General features: G+C 65.0%; 26 protein-coding genes. 22 read left to right on the top strand and 4 right to left on the bottom strand.

What is annotated here, in order from left to right; all coding sequences use genetic code 11:
• Positions 1–31 precede the first annotated feature (31 nt).
• The 22 genes from QZ332_RS07110 (at position 32) to QZ332_RS07215 (ending at position 16,274) form a co-directional block, all read left to right on the top strand.
• On the top strand, positions 32–820 hold the full coding sequence (locus QZ332_RS07110; RefSeq protein WP_295764138.1) for a helix-turn-helix domain-containing protein: 789 nt from the start codon (positions 32–34) through the stop codon (positions 818–820).
• Positions 811–2,205 carry a replicative DNA helicase gene (locus tag QZ332_RS07115; RefSeq protein WP_295764139.1) on the top strand — a complete coding sequence of 465 codons (1,395 nt, stop codon included), beginning with the start codon at positions 811–813 and terminating at the stop codon, positions 2,203–2,205. Before QZ332_RS07110 ends, QZ332_RS07115 begins: the two co-directional genes overlap by 10 nt.
• A 41-nt stretch (positions 2,206–2,246) precedes the next feature.
• Positions 2,247–3,029 (top strand): ParA family protein, encoded by a 783-nt coding sequence (locus tag QZ332_RS07120; RefSeq protein ID WP_295764140.1) that lies wholly within the window; start codon positions 2,247–2,249, stop codon positions 3,027–3,029.
• Positions 3,013–4,038, top strand: a complete 1,026-nt coding sequence (locus QZ332_RS07125; protein WP_295764141.1) for a DUF3102 domain-containing protein — start codon at positions 3,013–3,015, stop codon at positions 4,036–4,038. The genes QZ332_RS07120 and QZ332_RS07125 overlap by 17 nt, the downstream gene beginning before the upstream one ends.
• Positions 4,039–4,097: 59 nt before the next feature.
• Complete coding sequence (locus QZ332_RS07130) at positions 4,098–4,241, top strand: hypothetical protein (protein WP_295764142.1); 144 nt, start codon at positions 4,098–4,100, stop codon at positions 4,239–4,241.
• Positions 4,242–4,348: 107 nt separating this feature from the next.
• A complete protein-coding gene (locus tag QZ332_RS07135; protein WP_295764143.1) occupies positions 4,349–5,083 on the top strand; it encodes a hypothetical protein in 735 nt (244 codons plus the stop codon).
• 68 nt (positions 5,084–5,151) lie between these two features.
• Positions 5,152–5,352 (top strand): cysteine-rich KTR domain-containing protein, encoded by a 201-nt coding sequence (locus tag QZ332_RS07140; protein WP_295764144.1) that lies wholly within the window; start codon positions 5,152–5,154, stop codon positions 5,350–5,352.
• Between the two features lie 61 nt (positions 5,353–5,413).
• Positions 5,414–5,788 (top strand): HNH endonuclease, encoded by a 375-nt coding sequence (locus QZ332_RS07145; RefSeq protein ID WP_295764145.1) that lies wholly within the window; start codon positions 5,414–5,416, stop codon positions 5,786–5,788.
• Positions 5,789–5,988: 200 nt separating this feature from the next.
• On the top strand, positions 5,989–6,507 hold the full coding sequence (locus tag QZ332_RS07150; protein ID WP_295764146.1) for a P27 family phage terminase small subunit: 519 nt from the start codon (positions 5,989–5,991) through the stop codon (positions 6,505–6,507).
• 3 nt (positions 6,508–6,510) lie between these two features.
• Complete coding sequence (locus QZ332_RS07155) at positions 6,511–8,355, top strand: terminase large subunit (protein ID WP_295764147.1); 1,845 nt, start codon at positions 6,511–6,513, stop codon at positions 8,353–8,355.
• A 12-nt stretch (positions 8,356–8,367) separates the two neighbouring features.
• The gene (locus tag QZ332_RS07160) at positions 8,368–8,562 is read left to right on the top strand and encodes a hypothetical protein (protein ID WP_295764148.1); all 195 of its coding nucleotides are present in this window, start codon (positions 8,368–8,370) and stop codon (positions 8,560–8,562) included.
• Positions 8,559–9,977 (top strand): phage portal protein, encoded by a 1,419-nt coding sequence (locus QZ332_RS07165; RefSeq protein ID WP_295764149.1) that lies wholly within the window; start codon positions 8,559–8,561, stop codon positions 9,975–9,977. The genes QZ332_RS07160 and QZ332_RS07165 overlap by 4 nt, the downstream gene beginning before the upstream one ends.
• Entirely contained in the window at positions 9,977–10,669 is a 693-nt protein-coding gene (locus tag QZ332_RS07170) for a hypothetical protein (RefSeq protein ID WP_295764150.1), read from the top strand. Before QZ332_RS07165 ends, QZ332_RS07170 begins: the two co-directional genes overlap by 1 nt.
• Positions 10,666–11,895, top strand: a complete 1,230-nt coding sequence (locus QZ332_RS07175) for a phage major capsid protein (protein ID WP_295764151.1) — start codon at positions 10,666–10,668, stop codon at positions 11,893–11,895. The genes QZ332_RS07170 and QZ332_RS07175 overlap by 4 nt, the downstream gene beginning before the upstream one ends.
• Before the next feature lie 14 nt (positions 11,896–11,909).
• The gene (locus QZ332_RS07180; protein ID WP_295764152.1) at positions 11,910–12,386 is read left to right on the top strand and encodes an SH3 domain-containing protein; all 477 of its coding nucleotides are present in this window, start codon (positions 11,910–11,912) and stop codon (positions 12,384–12,386) included.
• Positions 12,387–12,389: 3 nt separating this feature from the next.
• Positions 12,390–12,728, top strand: a complete 339-nt coding sequence (locus QZ332_RS07185; RefSeq protein WP_295764153.1) for a head-tail connector protein — start codon at positions 12,390–12,392, stop codon at positions 12,726–12,728.
• Positions 12,729–12,734: 6 nt separating this feature from the next.
• Positions 12,735–13,295 (top strand): hypothetical protein, encoded by a 561-nt coding sequence (locus QZ332_RS07190; RefSeq protein WP_295764154.1) that lies wholly within the window; start codon positions 12,735–12,737, stop codon positions 13,293–13,295.
• An 80-nt stretch (positions 13,296–13,375) separates the two neighbouring features.
• Complete coding sequence (locus QZ332_RS07195) at positions 13,376–13,786, top strand: hypothetical protein (protein WP_295764155.1); 411 nt, start codon at positions 13,376–13,378, stop codon at positions 13,784–13,786.
• Positions 13,783–14,271 (top strand): DUF6838 family protein, encoded by a 489-nt coding sequence (locus QZ332_RS07200; protein WP_295764156.1) that lies wholly within the window; start codon positions 13,783–13,785, stop codon positions 14,269–14,271. The genes QZ332_RS07195 and QZ332_RS07200 overlap by 4 nt, the downstream gene beginning before the upstream one ends.
• Position 14,272: 1 nt before the next feature.
• Positions 14,273–15,415 carry a phage tail sheath C-terminal domain-containing protein gene (locus QZ332_RS07205; protein WP_295764157.1) on the top strand — a complete coding sequence of 381 codons (1,143 nt, stop codon included), beginning with the start codon at positions 14,273–14,275 and terminating at the stop codon, positions 15,413–15,415.
• A gap of 12 nt (positions 15,416–15,427) precedes the next feature.
• Positions 15,428–15,865, top strand: coding sequence for a phage tail tube protein (locus tag QZ332_RS07210; protein ID WP_295764158.1), 438 nt, complete (start codon positions 15,428–15,430; stop codon positions 15,863–15,865).
• Positions 15,866–15,875: 10 nt separating this feature from the next.
• Positions 15,876–16,274: a phage tail assembly chaperone gene (locus tag QZ332_RS07215; protein WP_295764159.1), complete on the top strand. Its 399-nt coding sequence runs from the start codon at positions 15,876–15,878 to the stop codon at positions 16,272–16,274.
• Between the two features lie 213 nt (positions 16,275–16,487).
• Here the strand turns inward: QZ332_RS07215 and QZ332_RS07220 are convergent, their stop codons facing one another.
• The 4 genes from QZ332_RS07220 to QZ332_RS07235 form a co-directional block, all read right to left on the bottom strand.
• On the bottom strand, positions 16,488–16,631 hold the full coding sequence (locus QZ332_RS07220; RefSeq protein WP_295764160.1) for a hypothetical protein: 144 nt from the start codon (positions 16,629–16,631) through the stop codon (positions 16,488–16,490).
• A gap of 44 nt (positions 16,632–16,675) precedes the next feature.
• Entirely contained in the window at positions 16,676–17,137 is a 462-nt protein-coding gene (locus QZ332_RS07225) for a hypothetical protein (protein WP_295764161.1), read from the bottom strand.
• Between the two features lie 231 nt (positions 17,138–17,368).
• The gene (locus QZ332_RS07230; protein WP_295764162.1) at positions 17,369–17,650 is read right to left on the bottom strand and encodes a hypothetical protein; all 282 of its coding nucleotides are present in this window, start codon (positions 17,648–17,650) and stop codon (positions 17,369–17,371) included.
• A gap of 292 nt (positions 17,651–17,942) precedes the next feature.
• Positions 17,943–18,152, bottom strand: a complete 210-nt coding sequence (locus QZ332_RS07235) for a hypothetical protein (RefSeq protein ID WP_295764163.1) — start codon at positions 18,150–18,152, stop codon at positions 17,943–17,945.
• Positions 18,153–18,400 lie beyond the last annotated feature (248 nt).

Genomic DNA, 18,400 nt, shown 5'->3' on the forward strand with positions numbered 1-18,400 from the left:
CGCCTGATCGACTGGATAGAGAGGTGAGAGGATGGAGGACCAGAGAAGCTACTGGGGCGTGATCCCCGGCGAGGTGTTCCATGACAAGGAGCTGACCGCAGCGGCGAAGTTGCTGTACCTGGTGCTGTCTTCCATGGCGCACAGGGATGGATACTGCTGGCCCTCCAACGAGACGCTGGCGGCAGAGCTGGACCTGTCCAAGCGGCGGGTCCAGCAGATGCTCGGGCAGCTCCAGGAGAGGGGCTATATCCTGGTAGCCGTTCAGCGCGCCGAAGGGACGAACGAGGTGGAGCGGCGGTATATTTACTGCGGCCTGTTTACGGGCAGAGGAACGCCTCCTCCCTCCGGCGAAGCCCTGCCGGACCCTCATGAAGAAAATTTCACCCCCTCGTGCAATATCTTGCATGACCCTCGTGAAATTCCTCACAGTTGTTTAATAGGTAGAAAAGATAAACTAGAAAATATACCCCCCATACCCCCCAAAGGGGGGCGGCGCGAGGGGCGCAAAAAGGACAAGTCTGTCCCGGCTTGGAACCCGGAGCGCTTCGAGGCGTTTTGGGAGTATTACCGGACCCACGCCCGGGGGGAGGACCGCCAGGGGGCGGTCCGGGCCTGGGACAAGCTCCAGCCGGATGACGCGCTGATCGCCACCATGGGCAAGGCCCTCCAGGCCCAGGTGCGTTCGGAAAGCTGGCGGGAGGGCGTGGGCATCCCCTACGCCGCGACCTGGCTGAACAACGCCCGCTGGACGGATACGCCGAAGGCGCCCCACGGCCCAGAGCCCCCGGAGGAGGAAGGAGAGCGGTTCGGATGGCGGTGACGAAAGGATTGACAGCCTCCCTGGAGTCGGAATACGCCGTCCTGGGCTCCCTGCTCATTGTCGGCGCGGAGGAGGACAAGGCCGGCATCCGGGCCATTTTATCCGCCGTCCGGGAAGAGGACTTCCAGTCTCCGGTCAACCGGGAGTTGTACCAGGCCGCCCGGGATCTGTTCCGGGCGGGAAAGCCGGTGGACGGCGTGACGCTCCGGGAGTGCTGCGGCGGAAAGTACGGCGATTATTTGCTCCAGCTCATGGAGATCACGCCCACCGCCGCCAACTGGCGGGAATACGCGGAGATCATGCGGGAAAAAGCGATCCTGCGGCAGGCGGCGGATCTAGGCCGCTCCCTCGCCGCCTCGCAGACACTGGAGGACTGCCGCCGGGACCACGCCCAGCTGGGCCAGCTTCTCTCCGATGGCCGGAAGCTGGACTCCTGGGGCATGCCGGAGCTGCTGGAGAGCTTTTTCCAGAGCCAGGACCCGGAAGCGCCGAAGCCGGAATATATCACCTTCGGCCTGTCAACGTTGGACAAGGGGACCTACATCCAGCGGGGAGACGTCGTGATCCTGGGCGGCTATCCCAGCGACGGCAAGACTTGCTTGGCCCTTCAGATGGCGTGGCATATGGCGGCCAAGCACAAGGTCGGTTTTTTCTCTCTGGAGACGAACAAGGAAAAGCTCCGGGACCGGCTGATGGCCCATGCCGCCCAGCTTCGTCTGCCGGATATCAAGGACCGGACGATCCCCGAGGCGGACTGGACGTGTCTGGCGGAGAAAGCAGGACAGTTTTCCAAGCGCTCCTTTCGGGTGATCCAAACGCCGGGCATGACGGCGGCGGATATCCAGTCCGCCAGTGAGGCGTATGGCTTCGATATCATTTTCATCGACTACGTGCAGCTGATAAAGCCGGAGACGCCCCGAGGGACGATGCGGAGCGAACAGATGGCCTCTGTGTCCAGGGATCTACATACGTTCGCGCAGACCTCCGGGACGCTGATCATAGAGCTGGCTCAGCTGACCAGGCCGGACCAGGGGAAATGGCGGGTCCCTAATATGCATGACCTGAAGGAATCCGGCCAGTTCGAGCAGGACGCGGACGTCATCTTCCTGATCTACCAGCCCAAGCCCAAGAGTGATTTGGCCAAGAAGAAGGCGCGCTGGCTGACCATCGGAAAAAACAAGGAGGGCCTTCAATGCGACTGGCCTCTGGATTTTGACGGCGAGAAGCAGACGTTCTCCGTTATGCCGGAGGAGGTATGCCGCGCCATCCTCCGGTCCCTTGAGGAGAAGCGCCGGAAGGCCGAGGCCAAGAAAGAAGCTGAACAGAACGCGGGGCAGGTGAAAATGACGGAACTCACAGGGGAGCACTATGACGTGCCGTTTTGAACAATACCCACGCCGCCTCCCGGCGGCTGAAAGGACAGCCTATGAAAACCATAGCGATCATGAACAACAAGGGCGGGGTCGGGAAGACCGTCACCGCCATCAACCTGGCGGACATCCTGGTCCGCGACTACCACAAGCGCGTCGTCCTGGCGGACTGCGACGGGCAGGTGAACCTGACCCGCTTCTTCCTGCCGGAGTTCGACCCGGAGGACGGCGGCACCGTGGCGGAGGTCCTGACCGGGACCCACGAGCCCTATTGGCGGGCAAACCTGACGGAGATCCGGGAGGGGTTGGCCCTCCTGCCCGGCTCCCCGGCGCTGTATGACCTGGACCTGATCGCCATCCGGGACGGACTGCGGGATACCGGCGCGCTGCGGCGCTTCCGCGAGGCGGTGGAGGAGGACGGGGAGACGGACTACTTCATCTTCGACTGCCCACCGGGCTACACGCTCTCCAGCGTCTCGGCCCTGCTGGCCGCCGACGAGGTGGTGGTGCCCCTGGTGATTGACGGGTTCTCTTTTCGCGGCATGATGGACATGAAGGCGCAGCTGGAGAGCCTCCAGCGGGCGGCCCCGGAGATCGCCGGTGTGCTGGTGCTCCAGTGGCGGAACAGCGAGGTGGTGAAGCAGGGCGTGGAGCTGGTCCGGCAGATGGACCTGCCCATGTTCAAGACGGTCATCCGGCGGACGGAGAAGATGCCGGAGAGCACCTTCGCCAGCCAGCCGATCGTCTGCTACAGCCCCGGCAGCGCCGCCGCCCGGGACTACCGGCGGTGGGTCCGGGAGTATTTGGGAGAGGAGCCGGGGCATGAAGAAAGCGTTTGATATCTCCAAATACGCCGCCACCCTGGACCGGTCCGCCGCGGCGGGGGCCGCGAGGGACATCGAGACCATCACCACGGAGATCGTCCGGCTGAAGCAGGACGCCGGGAGCGCCATCCTCGGCATTGGGGAGCGGCTGATCGAGGCAAAGGAAATGCTTCCTCACGGCGCTTGGCTTCCCTGGCTGGAGGAGCGGGTGGAGTTTTCAGAGCGTACTGCCCGCAATTTTATGCGGCTTGCCCGGGAATGGACAAATCGGCAAGCGCTTGCCGATTTGGGGGCCGCCAAAGCCTTGACGCTCCTGGCGCTGCCCCCGGGGGAGCGGGAGGCGTTCATGGCGGAGAACGACGTGGTGGACATGACCTCCCGGGAGCTGGAGAAGGCCATCCGGGAGCGGGATGCGGCCCGCCGGGAGGCGGAGTCCGCCCGGGCCGACGCCCGGACCGCCGAGGAGAGCCGGGCGAAGATGGGATCGGACCTGAAGGCCCTGACCGAGATCCACCGCGCCGCCCAGGAGGGCGAGGCTCAGGCCCGGGAGGCCCTGGCCAAGGCCGAGGCCGAGCTGAAGGAGCTGCGGGACCGTCCCGTGGAGGTCGCGGTGGAGGTGGACCGGGAGGCCGTGGAAAAAGCCCGGGCGGAGGCGGCCGCCGGGATGCAGGCCAAGGTGGACGCTGCCGAAAAGCAGCGTGAAGAGGCCGAGAGGGCCCTGGCCGGCTTGAAGGGACAGGCTGCGGACCGCGCCGCCATCCTCTCTCGGGCTGAGAAGGCGGAAGCGGAGCTGGCGGAGGTCCGGCGGCAGCTGGACGCCGCGGTGAAGTCCGGCGCGCCGTCCGCCATCGGCCCCGACGGGGACCTGGCTTCCTTCCGGCGGCTTTTGGATCGGTCCATGACGCTCCTGGAGCAGATGCTCGGCCTGCGGATGAAGATCCAGGGGCGGGACGCGGAGTCAGGCGAAGAGTGCCGGAGGGCACTGCTCGCCTATTTTGAAGAGGGGAGGAGACGTGTGGGATGAGTGCGGGACGAGCCGCTGCCCTGCCAAAAGCGCGGCAGTCTAAGAAACGGAAACCCCGGATGTGCTCCCGTTTCCGCTGCGACAAACGCGGGGGCCGGTACTGCTGCGCCGACTGTGTGGAGCGGAAGCGGGACCGCTGCCGGGAACCCTGTCTCAACGATCCGGACCGCTGCGGCCTGGAGGACAGGAGGCCGAAGCCGTGAGCGGTTTTTCGGGCCCCTCGCCGGGACCCAGCGGAGCGGTCTCGGCGGGGAAAGGAGGAGCAAAGGAACAGGACGGAGCTTTCCGCGGCAGCGGGAAACGGGATGGCGTGGATCTCGCCCCGATGTGGTACTGCACGAGACAGAGGGCGGGCCCCCTCGTCAAGGAGTGCCGGGCCCTGCGGCCTCGTCTCAGTCCAAACGACAGCCACTATGAGCGGACGGAGAAAAACAAGATCCTCCGTCCGCCCCGGGATTCCTCCGTCTGCCGGACCCGGGTAGACCGGCTGGAGCTCCGGCTGGCGCTGTTCTGGTTCGAGGGGACCCGGTACGACCTGAGCTTTGATCCGGAGTCCCTTCCGGAGAGGTTCCAGGACGTGCGGAAGGTCTGGCGGGCCTTCCTCGCCCGGCTCCGGCGGTGGAAGGGCGGGCCCTTTGATTACATCTACCTGGTGGAGGGCCGCCACGGGGACCACCGCTATCACCTCCACATCGTCCTCCGCTACGGTGACTTCCCGCCGGCGGTGATCCGCTATCTCTGGAAGTACGGCAACGTAGAGGACGAGCCCCTGCTCCGGGGCCCTCATGACAGCTACCGGCGGACGGCCAAGTACTTCAACAAAGAGGCGACAGACGGCCTGATCCTGCCCATCGGGGCGAAGCTGTGGAACTGCAGCCGGAGCCTGAACGCACAGCTGCCGCCGCCGGAGCGGTGGAAGGATGAGTCCGGCGCGATCGAGATCCCGGACAACGTTTCGATATCCGGGCGGAACGACGTGAAAAACGAGTTCGGAGCCTATTATTACGCCTGGTACATCGAGCAGAAAACGGGACTTTTATTTTAAATCAATGATTCTATCTTGGAATGTAGTTGAATATCTGACACGTTTTACAAAAATAGGAGGCGAACCTATTGCACAGCGGAGGAGATCGTGCTACACTGCTCATAAAGGACGGATGGATCACTTGCCCGGTATGCAAGCGGAACCACCGGCTGCTGCGGATCGACGACAGCACGGAGGCGCGGAGCCTGCCGGTCTACTGCCGGACCTGCCGCCGGGAGATCGTCCTGGATATCGAGAGAGGCCAGAGCGTCAAACGCCAGAGCCCATGAACAGCCAGCAAGGCTGCATCGTGGGTCCTGGCGTTTTCGTTTTGCGTGGAGGTGATAGCCCATGGCAATGAGACCGCCTCGGCCCTGCCGCCATCCCGGGTGCGGCGTGCTGGTCTCCGACGGGTACTGCGCCGCCCACCAGCCGCCGAAGGAGGACCGGCGCAGCGCGGAGTCTCAGGCGTGGCGCTGGATGTACGGGACGGAGGACTGGAAGCGCCTGCGGGGAGACCAGCTGCTGGCGGAGCCCTTCTGCCGGGAGTGCGCCCGGCGGGGCGTGCGCCGGTACGCCACCGACGTGGACCACATCCGGGACCACAAGGGGGACTGGGCCGTCTTCACGGACCCGGGGGACCTGGAGAGCCTCTGCCACTCCTGCCACAGCCGCAAAACGGCCCGGGAACTGTGGCAAGACCGGAGGAAAAAGCGGCGCCGCTGAGGCCGGGCCCTGGCCCAGCCTTGGGCGCGCGGGCCACTTGTGCGCCTGATGCGCCCGGATCCTTGCGGACCCGCCCCGGTCAAGAAAGTTTCGGCGGACCGGCGCAATACCGCCAGGCCCCCTCCATGTGGGGTTTTCTCCCCACCGGGTTATAGGTCCGCCGAAAATCCCACGAGACCCTGCCGAAAGGAGCTGAAAATATGCCGGGATCAAGACAGCCCACCGCATTGGTGGAAGCCAAAGGCCGGAAGCACCTGAGCCGCTCGGAGACTGATGAGCGGCTGGACCGTGAGGTCCATGTCCCGCCCCCGGATCGGGCCTCGCCGCCCAAGTGGCTGCCTAAGCGGCTCCACGAGGAGTTCCACGAGGTGGGCGAGATCCTCCTGTCGGCAGGTCTGTACGCCGAGCTGGACCGGGACGTGCTGGCCCAGTACTTCCTGGCCCGGGACCGCTGGCTGAAGGCGGACAAAAAGGCCGCGGCGGCTATCCGGGCGGACGATGAAAAACTGGCCCGGGAGTGGACCGGCGTCCAGGGGACTTATTTCCGCCAGGCCCGGCAGTGCGCGGAGTCCATGGGCCTGTCCGTCACCTCCCGCTGCCGGATCGTGGTGCCCGCGGCGTTGGTCAATGCCGCGGGGGCCCCGCCGGACGAGGACGACGAGTTCACCCGCCGCCTGCGGGCCCGCCAGGACGCGGCCATGGAGAAGGCGGGGAGCTGACCTGTGGCGGAAGTCTTTGACCAGGAGGCCGGCCGGTTCGTCTGCGATTTCGTCTCCCGGCTGCCCACCACCGACACCGGGAAGCCCTTCTGCCTCTACGACTGGCAGCGCAGCGCCCTCATGGAGTTCTATGGGACCATGGAGGAGGATACGGGGGAGCGCCTGCGGAAGTACTGGTACTTGTACCTGGAGATCCCCAAGAAGAACGGCAAGAGCGAGCTGGCGGCGGCCCTGGGCCTCTACCACCTGTTCGGAGACGGGGAGCTGAACGCCGAGGTCTACGTCTGCGCGGCGGACCGGGAGAATGCGGGCATCGTCTTCCGGGCGGCGGTGTTCATGCTGGAGACGGCCCCCTGGACGGCGAAGATGATCGCCAGGGGCGAGCTGAAGGTCAGCAAGTCCCAAAAGCGGATCGAGTACCGCCGGAGGGTCCGGAGCAAGAACGGCGGTCACGCCTGGGTCACCGTGGGCATCATGGCCGTCCTCTCCGCCGAGGCATACAGCAAGCACGGCGGTCACGCCTGGGTCACCGTGGGCATCATGGCCGTCCTCTCCGCCGAGGCATACAGCAAGCACGGGTACAAGCCCAGCTGCGTGATCTTCGACGAGCTCCACGCCCAGCCCAGCCGGGACCTGTGGGACGTCATGACCGCCGGCGCGGGCTCCGGCCGGAAACAGCCTGTGTGGATCGTGCTGACCACCGCGGGCGACGACCCGGACCGGCTGTCCATCGGCTGGGAGATCCACGAGAAGGCCGTCGCCGTCCGGGACGCCCGGCAGCTCCGGCGCATCCGGGCTGAGGGCGGCGATCCCCGGCAGGTGCTTTCCCTGCGGCATGTGGAGGACGCGGACCTCTCGGAGGCGGAAGGAGCCCTGCTGGAACGGGACCTCCCCAACTGGCTCCCCATCCTCTACGGCCTGACGGCGGTGTTCGGAGACGACCCGGACGATTTGGCCAAGGTAGACATCTGGGACGAAACTGTCTGGTCCCTCTGCAACCCGTCCCTGGGGAAGCACCTGTCCCTGCGGAACATCCGCATCGAGGCCAGGGACGCCAAGCTCAGCGAGGCGGCGGAGAAGCTGTTCCGCTGGCTGCGGCTGAACCAGTGGATCTCCACCAAGGCCGTGGGCTGGCTGCCGCTGACGCTCTATGACAAGTGCCAGTGGGGCCCCAGCCGGAAGGCGGACCGGGAGACCTGGCTGGAGCAGCTGCGGGGCAAGACCTGCTACGGCGGCGTGGATCTCTCCACCTCCCGGGACCTGACGGCCTTCGTGCTGCTGTTCCCGCCTCAGCCGGGGCTGGACGCGGCGGTGCTGGTCCCTCATATCTGGAGGCCCAAGGACACCGTGGAGGAGGCGGAGAAGCGGGACCATGTCCCTTATCGGGACTGGGAGCGGGCCGGCTTCCTGCGGCTGTGCGAGGGGAACATCATCGACTACGACGATATCGAGCGGACCATCCGGGAGGCGGCGGAGCGCTATGATCTCAAGATGGTGGGCTTCGACCCCTACCTCAGCCGGACCATCACCCAGCGGCTTTCCAAGCACGTGACCACCATCGAGGTCCCCCAGGACCTGAAGAACATGAGCCCGGCCATGAAGGAGATGGACACGATGATGGAGGCGCGGCAGCTGCTCCACGTACACAACACCTGCTTCCGCTGGACCTTCGGCAACGTGCGGTGCCACGTGGACGGGAACGGGAACATCAAGCCGCTGAAAAACCGCTCTCCGGGGCGGATCGACCCGACGGTGGCGTCCATCATCGTCATAGCGGTCTGGACGATCGCCCGAAACCAGCCGCCGGATCTGGCGGAGGCGATGCGGACGAGAGACTATCACCTGTAAGGAGGTGCTGACGTGAGGAAGATCGCGAACGGACTTTTGGGACACCTGGCGGAGCTGGCCCTGCTGGGCGGGGCCGCGCTGGTGGCGGTGGGCGCGGGCCTGATCTGCCTGCCCGCCGGGCTGATCACGGGCGGAGGGCTGATGATCGCCGGGGCCGTGCTGTCCCTCTGGGGCGGCGAGGCCGAGGAAGGAGCGGATGCCGAGTGAGCTTGCGGAAGGGCCTGGCCCGGGCCGGCCGGACATTGGACAGCCTCGGCCCAGCGGGACCGGCCTCGGCAGACCCGGCGAGGGGATGCCGGGCCAGCCTCGGCCCAGCGGGACTGGCCTCGGCAGACCCGGCGGGAAGATGCCGGGCCAGCCCCCGGAAGAGCCTGGGCGGCGGCGTGGTCCGCACGCTGACCCTGGACGACCCCGCCGGGTGGCTGACCGGCGAGGGGGACATCTCCAGAGACAGAGACAAGGCCATGAAGGTCTCCACCGTGAACCGGTGCGTGGAGGTGCTCTCCACCTCCATGGCGGTGCTGCCGGTGTACATCATGAACGAGCGGACCAAGGAGCGCCTGGCGGACCACCGCCTGGGGCGCATCCTCTGGGGGAGGGCCAACGAGGCCATGACGACCTTCGACTACCAGCGGCTGATGCTCTGCAACCAGCTGCTCCGGGGGAACGCCTACGCCTGGATCGAACGGGACCCCAGCTCCGGCCACCCCCGGGAGCTGATCCCCCTGCCGCCGGACTATGTGTCCATTCAGGTGGACCCGGCCGGGCGCCTGTGGTATTCCTTCACCCACCCCGTGACCGGGGAGCGGACGGCGCTGCGGCCGGACGATGTGCTGCACTACAAAGCCTACAGCGAGGACGGCCTGGAGGGCGTCAGCGTCCTGAAGCGGGCCTCCATGACCCTGGCCACCGCCAGGGCGGCCCAGCAGTACGAAAATTCCACCTGGCTCAGCGGCGGCCAGCCCTGCGGCATCCTGACCACCGACGCGGACCTGGGAAGGCCCTATTTGCAGGAACAGCCCGACGGGACCAAGGCCCTGGTGGACCCCAAGGATCAGCTGCGCAAGTCCTGGGAGGCCGTCCACCGGGGACCGGGGAACGCCTTCCGGCTGGCTGTGCTGGATCTGGGCCTGAAGTACCAGCCCATTTCCATGAGCAATACCGACGCGCAGTTCGTGGAGAGCAACGAGGTCCGGGTGGCGGACCTGTGCCGGTTCTTCGGCGTGCCCCTGCATCTGGTCTACGCCGGGAAGCAGAGCTATGAGAGCAACGAGCAGAACGGCATCGAGTACGTCAATTACACGCTCCTGGGTTATGAGACCCAATGGGGGCAGGAGGACAGCTATAAGCTGCTCCTGCCCGGCGAACGGGCCGAGGCGCTTCGCATCAAGCGGGAGCTGAAGGTCTTCCTCAAGGGCGACTCCGCCGCCCAGGCGGCGTGGTACCGGACGATGCGGGAGCTCGGGGCGCTGAATGCGGACGAGATCCGGGGATTGGAGGACATGGGATGTATCCCCGGCGGGGACCAGTACTATTCCAGCCTGAACTATATCCCGCTGGAGGCTTTCGCGGAGCTGAGCCGTCTCCGGGCGATGAGGCGGCAAACGGAAGGGAGAGGATGATGGACCAGATCTTTAAATCCGCCTGCGTACAGGAGCAGGCGGTGAGCGAGGGCGAACTCGCCCTCATCAACCGGCAGACCCTCCGCCCGCTGGCGGCGGAGGAGGTGTTCACCTTCCGGCTGGCGGCCTGCGACACCAGGCCGGACCGGGACAACGAGCGCTTTTCCCGGAAGGCCCTGGAGGGACTGGCGGCGCGGTTCGTGGGCCGCCCGGTGCTGCGGGACCACCAGTGGAGCGCCGGGACCCAGACCGCCCGGATCTACGCGGCGGAGGTGGAGCCCCAGGGGGAGGACGCCAGACTGGTGCTGCGGGCTTACATGCCCCGGACGGAGGCCACGGCGGATACCATCGCCGCCATCGAGGCGGGCATCCTGCGGGAGGCTTCCGTAGGCTGTCTGATGGGGAAGGCCGTCTGCTCCATCTGCGGGACGGACAAGGCGGAGCGCCGCTGTGAGCACGTCCCGGGCCGGGCCTATGACGGCAAGACCTGCATGGTGGAGCTGGACGAGGCGCGGGACGCTTTCGAGTGTTCCCTCGTAGCGGTCCCGTCCCAGCCCGGGGCGGGGGTGGTCAAATCTTACGGCGGTGAGGACGGGCCCGATCCGGCAGAGGATGGCGGCGATGAGGCGTTCCTGCTGGCGCGGGCCATGCAGGAACAGGAAAAACTGCGATATGGAGGATGCGAGGGATGACGTATCAGGAACTTTTGGAGCTGAAGCATGACCGGGCGGAGAAGCTGAAGGAGGGCAGCAGCCTCCTGGCGAAGAAGGACTTCGAGGCCCACAGGGATCTTTTGGCCGAGGTGGCCAAAATGAACGCCGAGATCGACGCCGCCGAGGCCCAGCTTGCCGAGGAGGGCCGCTTCGACGAGGCGGACGGGAGGATGAAGGGGCTGCACGCCAACTTCCTGGCCCAGCGGGAGGAGAAGGCCAAGGGCAAGGCGGTGGACGATATCCGCCGGAGCAACGAGTACGCCGCGGCCTTCACCAAGGCCCTGCGGGGCGGGGTGAAGGTGCGCCAGGCGTGGGGCGTGGAGGACTTCGCCCCGCTGACCAAGGCCCTGACGGAGACCGGCGGCACGCCGGAGGGCTCCGACGGCGGCTTCCTGGTCCCGGCGGAGTTCGACGACATGATCCACGAGTACGAGAAGGAATACCTGGACCTGAGCCGCTTCTTCACCGTGGAGCCGGTGCGGGCCCTCTCCGGCTGGCGGGCCATCGAACAGGGCAAGCGGAAGCCCCTGCCGAAGATCCTGGAGATGGGGACCATCGGCAGGGACGACCAGCCCAAGTTCGACAAGGTGACCTACACCGTGGAGAAGTACGGCGACCGCCTGCCGGTGTCCAGGGAGCTGCTGGAGGACAACACCGCGGGGCTCCTCCAGTACCTGGCGGGCTGGTTCGGGCCCAAGTACATCCTGACCAAGAACACACTGCTGCTGGAGCTGCTGTCGAAGCTGGAGGCGGAGGTCCCCCTCCCCGCCGGCGGCGAGGCCAAGACCCTGCGCCGGGCCATGATCCAGAAGCTGAACACCGCCCACAGCATGGGGGCCGTCCTGCTGACCAACCAGGACGGCTATGCGGAGATGGACGGCTGGGAGGACAAGAACGGCCGGTCCCTGCTGGTGCCCAACCCGGCGGACCCCAGCGTGTACCGCCTGAACGGGCGGCAGGTGGCCTATGGGGACAACGATCTGATCCCCGGCCCGGAGGGCAAGACGCCCATCTACGTGGGCAAGTTCCAGGCCCTGGGGACGCTGTTCGTCCGCAAGGGCCTGGAGATGGCGGCGACGGACATCGGCGGCGACGCCTGGGCCACGGACAGCTATGAGCTGCGGGGGCTGTGCCGGATGACGGCGGTGACGATGGACGAAAAGGCGGCGTTCAAGGCCACGATGGGCACCGGCGCCGCGGGCTGAGGAAGGAGGACGCTATGGCGAAGCAGAGCACGAGGACTGCCACGAAGACGCCGAAGGGGAAGGGGACGGCCCCTCCGGAGCCGCCCGCGCCTATGGACGGGGCCGCGGCCGTCCCGGAGGCCCCTGGAACGGCTGCCCCTGCCGACGGGGAGCTCCTGCCCGCGGCCGCGGGCGGGACGGCGGCGCCGGAGACCCCCGAAAACGGCCCGGAGACCGGGACGGAAACCGTCCCGGAGGAGGCCGGCCGCTGCGAGGCACAGGCCGCGCCGGGGGGACCGGGCCGCCGGGCGGCGGTCCGGTCCCCCAAGGGGCTGAACCTCCGGATGGGGCCCTCCCTGAGCTATGACGTGCTGGAGGTCCTGCCGGACGGCACAGAGGTCACGGTGCTGGACCTGCCGGAGGGCGTGACGGTCCCCGGCTGGGAGCTGGCGCACACCGGAGAGCGGGCCGGTTGGGCCGCCGCCCGGTTTTTGCGGCCGCTGGAGGGCTGAGGCATGGCACTGCCGGAGGCGCGGAGGGCCGCGCTGCTGGCCTTTTGCCGGCTGGACGAGCTTTCCCCGGAGGAAGAGGCGCTCCTGGAGGTCCTGTACGCCGCCGCCGTGGGCTATATGGCCCAGGCGGGGGTCGGGGAGCCGCCGGAGCACACGACCCGCCGGGCGCAGTACGACCTGTGCGTCGACCGCCTGGTCCTGGACAGCTGGGACCGGCGGGACGCATCCATCACCGGGACGGTCGTGGCGGAGGATCCCGCCTTCCGCCGGCTTTTGAACCAGCTGAAGCTGACGGAGCCGGATGTGCCCGACTTGGACACGTCCGATGCGGAAGGAGGATGATGGGCCATGCGCACCACCGGGAGCAGCTTGGATCAGGCCATCCGGGTCCTGGCGCTCCGGCGGGAGGGGGACAGCTACGCCTGGGAGGAGGCCCGGCGGACCTGGGCGGCGGCGGAGCAGGACGACCGGAAAGACCTCTTTTCCGACCTGGGCGTGGGGGCCCGGGGCGTGACGTTCACCATCCGGAAGAGCCGGAGCCTGACCCTTCATGACGCTTTGCGCTGGAGGGGGCAGTTCTGCTTCCTGACTTCCATCGTGGACGGGGACCCGGGGTTCCAGGTGGTGCGGGCGGCGCTGTGCGAGCCGGTGGACTGCATCCGGGACGCAGACCGGGCGCCCCAGGGCGGCCGCTTCCCCGGCATCCTGACGGAGAAGTACGTGGCCCATGAGCATCTGGACCCCCACGCCGAGGTGACGGGGGACTTCGTGCTGGTGACGCCGAAGGCGGTGAGGCTGGCCCCGGGGAGCTGGGCGGTGGCGGGGGGCCGCTATTTCCTGGTACGGGCCCCTCATGAGCTGGACCCCTACAAGAACGAGTACGAGATCCGGCGGAGGGAGGACTGCTGATGCAGGGATATGGTATTTACACTGGAGAGTGGGCGGCGTTTTGGTCCCGTTGGCAGGACACGATCGACCGACTCCCCAGCTTGAAACGAGCGGTGCTGGAGACGGTCGGCGGACGGATCCAGAAGGAAGTCCGAGAGGCGGTGGACCGCTCTGGGCTGGATGACTCCCGGGGGCGTGTGAAGCGCTGGCAGAATCCTCATGTGGGCTCTAGGTCGGGCTATGTCGCCGTACGGGCGGACTCCGTGGAAACAGCGGCCGGCTATAAGGACCGCCAAAGGCTGAACGCCGGGGCGCTGACCAACTACCTTACCGCCGGGCACAAGGTCCGGGAGCCCTCTGGACGGGCAAAACGATACCAGCCTAGGGCCAGGATGACCCGGGTAAAGGGATATGATTTTTACGCCAAGGCCCAGGCGGAGGCTGAAAAGATCGCCGTCCAGGAGGCGGAGGACTTCCTGCGGCGGCTGACGGTGACGGAGCTGACATCATGAGAGACGGAGCGATCCTCCCGGCAGATATCACCGCCGCTGTGGCGGAGCGGATCAAGGAGGCGTTCCCCGGGGAGGCCGTGTATACGGACCTGACGCCCAGGGACTTTGAGCGGCCCTGCAATATGGTGGAGCTGGCAAGCCTGGGCATGGACCCGCTGTCCTATGGGCAGAGCGGCGCGGAGCTGCTGTACAAGGTCAAGGTCACCACCTTTTCCGCCGTGGACGAGGTCCACGCCTCCCATCTCCCGGTCCTGGACCTGCGGGCCATGCTGGTGCTGGGGGCCTTCGGAAGCGGATATATCCGGGTAAAGGACCGGGCCCCGAAGGTGCGGAGCGTAGAGGCGGACACCTCCTTCTTCGACTGCGTGCCGGTGACGCTGACCTTGGCGCTGACCCTGGACCGGGCCGACTTCGTGGGGCCGGAGCTTTACGAGCTGATGAAGGACCTCGAGATGCAAGTTCGAGTGAAAAAGGAGAATGGATAACATGGCTGAAAAATTGACGATGCCCACGCTGAGCATCCTGTTCCAGCAGCGGGCGCAGACCACCATCGCCCGGAGCCAGAAGGGCGTGGCGGCGCTGATCCTCCGGGACGCGCTGACCGCCGGGGAGGCGTGGTCCCTGACCTCTACGGGGCAGATCCCCGAGAAGCTGGGGAAGGTGAACCAGGACGCCATCCGGCGGGTGTTCAAGGGCGGCGTGAACCCGCCCCGGAAGGTGCTGGTGTACTGCCTGGGGGCGGAGGACACGCTGGACGGCGGATCCCCCTCCCAGGCGGAGGACGGCCAGGAGACCGCGGCGGAGGCCAAGCCCGGCAGCGGCGCCGCGGCTCTCAAATGGCTGGGGACGCAGAAGTTCGACTATCTGGCGGGCCCGGCGGACCTGAGCGCGGCGGAGGCCGCCGTCCTCCGGGACTGGATCATCCAAAAGCGGGAGGACGACCACGCGATCTACAAGGCCGTCCTGCCGAACTGCGCGGCCAACAACGAGGGGATCGTAAACTTCACCGCCTCCGGCATCCAGGCGGGGAGCGACGTGTTCGACGCCGCCGGGTACTGCGGCCGGGTGGCGGGGCTGATCGCCGGGACCCCCATGAAGCAGTCCGTGACCTACGCCGCGCTGCCGGAGGCGGAGGACATCGACCGCCTGTCCGCCCTGGAGGAGGACGAGGCCGTGGGCCGGGGCGAGCTGATCTTGACCCACGACGGGGAGAAGGTGAAGTTCGGCCGGGGCGTGAACTCCCTGACCACCACTACGGGCCGGTCCGAGGTCTGGCGGAAGATCAAGATCGTGGAGCTGCTGGACCTTTTGCAGTGGGACCTGCGGCTGGCCATCCAGGACAACTACATCGGCAAGTTCCAGAACACCTATGACAACAAGCTGCTGCTCATCACTTCCGTGAAGCTGTACCTCCAGGCCCTGGCGAAGGACGGGCTGATCGAGAGCGATCTGGTCTGCGACATCGACGTGGAGGAGCAGGACGCGTACCTCCAGAGCGTGGGCGTGGCCACGGCGGAGATGACGGAGCAGCAGATCCGGGAGGCCAATACCGGGACCTATGTCTTTTTGGCGATCGATATCAAGCCCATCGACGCCATCGAGGACGTGCGGATCAAGATCTATCTGTAAGGAGGCTTTGATATGGCATTCGAAAACGGCTCCCGGGTAATGAACGGGACCTTCGGCACCGTGTGGGCGGACGGCAGCGAGATCGCGGAGATCAGCGCCTTCCAGCTGAAGGTGACGAAGAACTGGGACCCCATCAACATGTGCGGCCAGATGGCGGAGGACCGGAAGCTGACCAGTATCAAGATCACCGGCTCCATGACGCTGCACAAGGTCTACAGCCGGGGGGCGGAGGACGCGCGGGCCGCCGACTGGGGCCATGACGTCCGGCGGACGTTGGTCGCCAAGCTGGCGGACCCGGACGCCTACGGCGCGGAGCGCGTGGCCGTGTACGGTATGAACTACGACGAGCAGACCCTGATGGACTTCGCCGCCGCCAAGGCGGGGAGCATGACGGTCCCCTTCCAGGCCACTGCGTATGAGTTCCTGGATCAGGTGGCGCCGCCGGTGTAAGGAGGAGAACATGGAAAACGAGAAAAACGTAAGCGCTTTGGACCTGCTGCTCCGGCCGGAGCTGCCGGACGTGCGGAAGGTCCTGCCGGAGAAGCGGGTGGAGGTGACGCGGCTGTCGGAGCTCACCGGCGAGCCGGCGGTGTTCACCCTGCGGGCCCTGAGCTACAACGAGATCCGGCAGGTCCAGGACAAGCCCCGGGAGGAGCAGGCGGTATCCGCGGTGCTGTATGGGTGCAAGGACCCGGATCTGCGGGACAAGCGGCTACTGGACCCGGAGAGGGGCGCCGCGACGCCGCTGGACGCCATCAAGGCCCGGCTGACCGCCGGGGAGATCGACGAGCTGTACATTGAGATCCAGAAGCTCTCCGGCTACCTGCGGCGGACCCTGGCCGAGGTAAAAAACGCCTAGAGGCGGCGGACGACCCGGAGATATCCCTGCTGTACTACCTGTTCGCGGCCAAGGACTGGGGGCTCCATGATCTGAAGACCCTGTACGAGGGCCGGGACGGGTGGACGGAGATCGTCCGGGCGTTCGCCGCCCATCAGGCGGAGCGGCGGAGCGAGGGCTTCCGATGGTAAAAGAGACCGCCCTCCCGAGGCGGGAGGGCGGGGGAGGCATCGATCATAAGATGAACGGGAGCATCAGCAAGCACCCGATCACACAAGGCCCCAGGAGGATCCCGATCATGATCCACCCGGCGCGGATGCCCGGATCATCCTTGCATTGGCGCTTAAGTATTTCCAGCTCACGACGCAATTCATTCATAGCCGAGTCTCCTTTCTTTACAAACCTGAGGCGGGGGCGGGGGATCATCCTTTTTTGGGGGTGCAAGCCCAGATGGCCCAAGCGAGATCCAGAAAGAGCATAGTGAACAATAAGGGGAACATCCAAGGAAGGTCACGGTCCGTAAACGGCATCATAAAGGATATCATCAACGCGAACAGAAGGCCGAAAACTGTCAGCCAGATCGATCCTCGAAACTCATAGCTGGTTTGCCGGAAGGTCATCTGAGGACTGCCGGCGTGTTGGGAGGATCGCTTCGCAGCGGCCTCCAGCTGCTGACGCATCTCCGTATCAAAGGCTTCGGGGATCAAGCTGCATAATCTGCTTAGCTCTTTATGGATGGCCTGTTGTTCCTCAAGATCTATCACGGCCCCATAGGGATCGCAGTCCAGTATCTTTTCAAGGAACTCCATCTGGTCCAGTATTTCAGATACATTGTCGGGAGAAACCGCTATCTCTTGCCAGGTATATTTAGATCCGCTGGACATAGCACTCCCACCTTCACAATATCTCAAGACCCGTTATTTACATTATAACTATTCACTCAAAATGTGTCAACAGGGTGTGATGCCAAGGGATGTTCCAAGGCGTTCGAGGAGCCCGAGCGACGGTCAGCGGAGCTGGCCAGCCAGCACGACGCGCTGAGAGCGTCATTGGCGGCGTGAGGGCGAAAAAAGAGGAGCCGGAGGGCTCCTCGGGGCGGGCGGGAAATTATTTTGTTACTTGATGAGGCCCTGCTTCCAAGGTTCAACATAAGAGACCCAGGCGGAATGCGCATTGACTGTGATACAGAATAGAACGAGGGCGGCAATACACGACCCAATAAAGGCAAACCACGACACTGCCCGATATACCCGCCAGCTTTCCTCAGAATAAAACTTATTTCGGTCATTTGCGTGTTTCTTTGAAAATAGAAAATAGCTGGAGATAGCCGTATTGAAAATGAAAATAAACAGCAGGACCAAATAGAAATAAAATTCATTGGCAAGCTGGGTCTTCATGATTTTGAGCCCCCTTGCGTTACTTGATGAGACTATTATAGGGAATGGCATTCAATTTGTCAACAGAGGTGATTTTATGATCTGTCCGGGGAAAAATCCATTTTGCAGGCGGAGACGAACAAGGCGCGCAAGGCCATGCTGGACGCACAGAAGCAGTTCGCCGCTACGGGGGACGAGGCGGACGCGCTGAGAGCGTCATTGGCGGCGTGAGGACGCAAAAAAGAGGAGCCGGAGGGCTCCTCGGGGTGTGTGGATGGCGGGGAGGGCGAGAGAATCCTTACGCTGAGACCCATCACCAACCTGCATAAATATCCATCAGTGCAAATAAAATGAATACTGCTCCTCCACCCCATAGGGCAAGATGGAGGAGATATTTCCACATGAAATCATCTTTTATCATGTTCTGCACCTGAGAACGCAAAGATTTTGGATCATCAGAAGGAACGAACGATAAAAAAGCGAGCGGCCCCAGGAAAAGGAGACCTAAAAGAATATGTTCCATTATACAACACCCTCCTTAATATTCTGAAATTATTATAAAACGGAGAATCAATCATGTCAACATGGAGGTGAAAGTATGCCAGAGACGAGTATCGTCGTCAAGATTGATGACCGATATTCCTCGGTACTGAAAAGCATGTCGGAGGTGACTAAGGCGTTCGACAAGAACGCGGAACACCTGGAAAAGACCCTGCATGATCTGTCCGGGGAAAAATCCATTTTGCAGGCGGAGACGAACAAGGCGCGCAA

Source organism: uncultured Oscillibacter sp. (assembly GCF_910584465.1).
GTDB lineage: Bacteria > Bacillota > Clostridia > Oscillospirales > Oscillospiraceae > Oscillibacter.

Coding starts and splice junctions, on each gene's coding strand:
- QZ332_RS07110 (WP_295764138.1), top strand. CDS start 32: ATGGAGGACCAGAGAAGCTACTGGGGCGTGATCCCCGGCGAGGTGTTC.
- QZ332_RS07115 (WP_295764139.1), top strand. CDS start 811: ATGGCGGTGACGAAAGGATTGACAGCCTCCCTGGAGTCGGAATACGCC.
- QZ332_RS07120 (WP_295764140.1), top strand. CDS start 2,247: ATGAAAACCATAGCGATCATGAACAACAAGGGCGGGGTCGGGAAGACC.
- QZ332_RS07125 (WP_295764141.1), top strand. CDS start 3,013: ATGAAGAAAGCGTTTGATATCTCCAAATACGCCGCCACCCTGGACCGG.
- QZ332_RS07130 (WP_295764142.1), top strand. CDS start 4,098: ATGTGCTCCCGTTTCCGCTGCGACAAACGCGGGGGCCGGTACTGCTGC.
- QZ332_RS07145 (WP_295764145.1), top strand. CDS start 5,414: ATGGCAATGAGACCGCCTCGGCCCTGCCGCCATCCCGGGTGCGGCGTG.
- QZ332_RS07150 (WP_295764146.1), top strand. CDS start 5,989: ATGCCGGGATCAAGACAGCCCACCGCATTGGTGGAAGCCAAAGGCCGG.
- QZ332_RS07170 (WP_295764150.1), top strand. CDS start 9,977: ATGGACCAGATCTTTAAATCCGCCTGCGTACAGGAGCAGGCGGTGAGC.
- QZ332_RS07175 (WP_295764151.1), top strand. CDS start 10,666: ATGACGTATCAGGAACTTTTGGAGCTGAAGCATGACCGGGCGGAGAAG.
- QZ332_RS07180 (WP_295764152.1), top strand. CDS start 11,910: ATGGCGAAGCAGAGCACGAGGACTGCCACGAAGACGCCGAAGGGGAAG.
- QZ332_RS07185 (WP_295764153.1), top strand. CDS start 12,390: ATGGCACTGCCGGAGGCGCGGAGGGCCGCGCTGCTGGCCTTTTGCCGG.
- QZ332_RS07190 (WP_295764154.1), top strand. CDS start 12,735: ATGCGCACCACCGGGAGCAGCTTGGATCAGGCCATCCGGGTCCTGGCG.
- QZ332_RS07200 (WP_295764156.1), top strand. CDS start 13,783: ATGAGAGACGGAGCGATCCTCCCGGCAGATATCACCGCCGCTGTGGCG.
- QZ332_RS07205 (WP_295764157.1), top strand. CDS start 14,273: ATGGCTGAAAAATTGACGATGCCCACGCTGAGCATCCTGTTCCAGCAG.
- QZ332_RS07210 (WP_295764158.1), top strand. CDS start 15,428: ATGGCATTCGAAAACGGCTCCCGGGTAATGAACGGGACCTTCGGCACC.
- QZ332_RS07215 (WP_295764159.1), top strand. CDS start 15,876: ATGGAAAACGAGAAAAACGTAAGCGCTTTGGACCTGCTGCTCCGGCCG.
- QZ332_RS07220 (WP_295764160.1), bottom strand. CDS start 16,631: ATGAATGAATTGCGTCGTGAGCTGGAAATACTTAAGCGCCAATGCAAG.
- QZ332_RS07225 (WP_295764161.1), bottom strand. CDS start 17,137: ATGTCCAGCGGATCTAAATATACCTGGCAAGAGATAGCGGTTTCTCCC.
- QZ332_RS07230 (WP_295764162.1), bottom strand. CDS start 17,650: ATGAAGACCCAGCTTGCCAATGAATTTTATTTCTATTTGGTCCTGCTG.
- QZ332_RS07235 (WP_295764163.1), bottom strand. CDS start 18,152: ATGGAACATATTCTTTTAGGTCTCCTTTTCCTGGGGCCGCTCGCTTTT.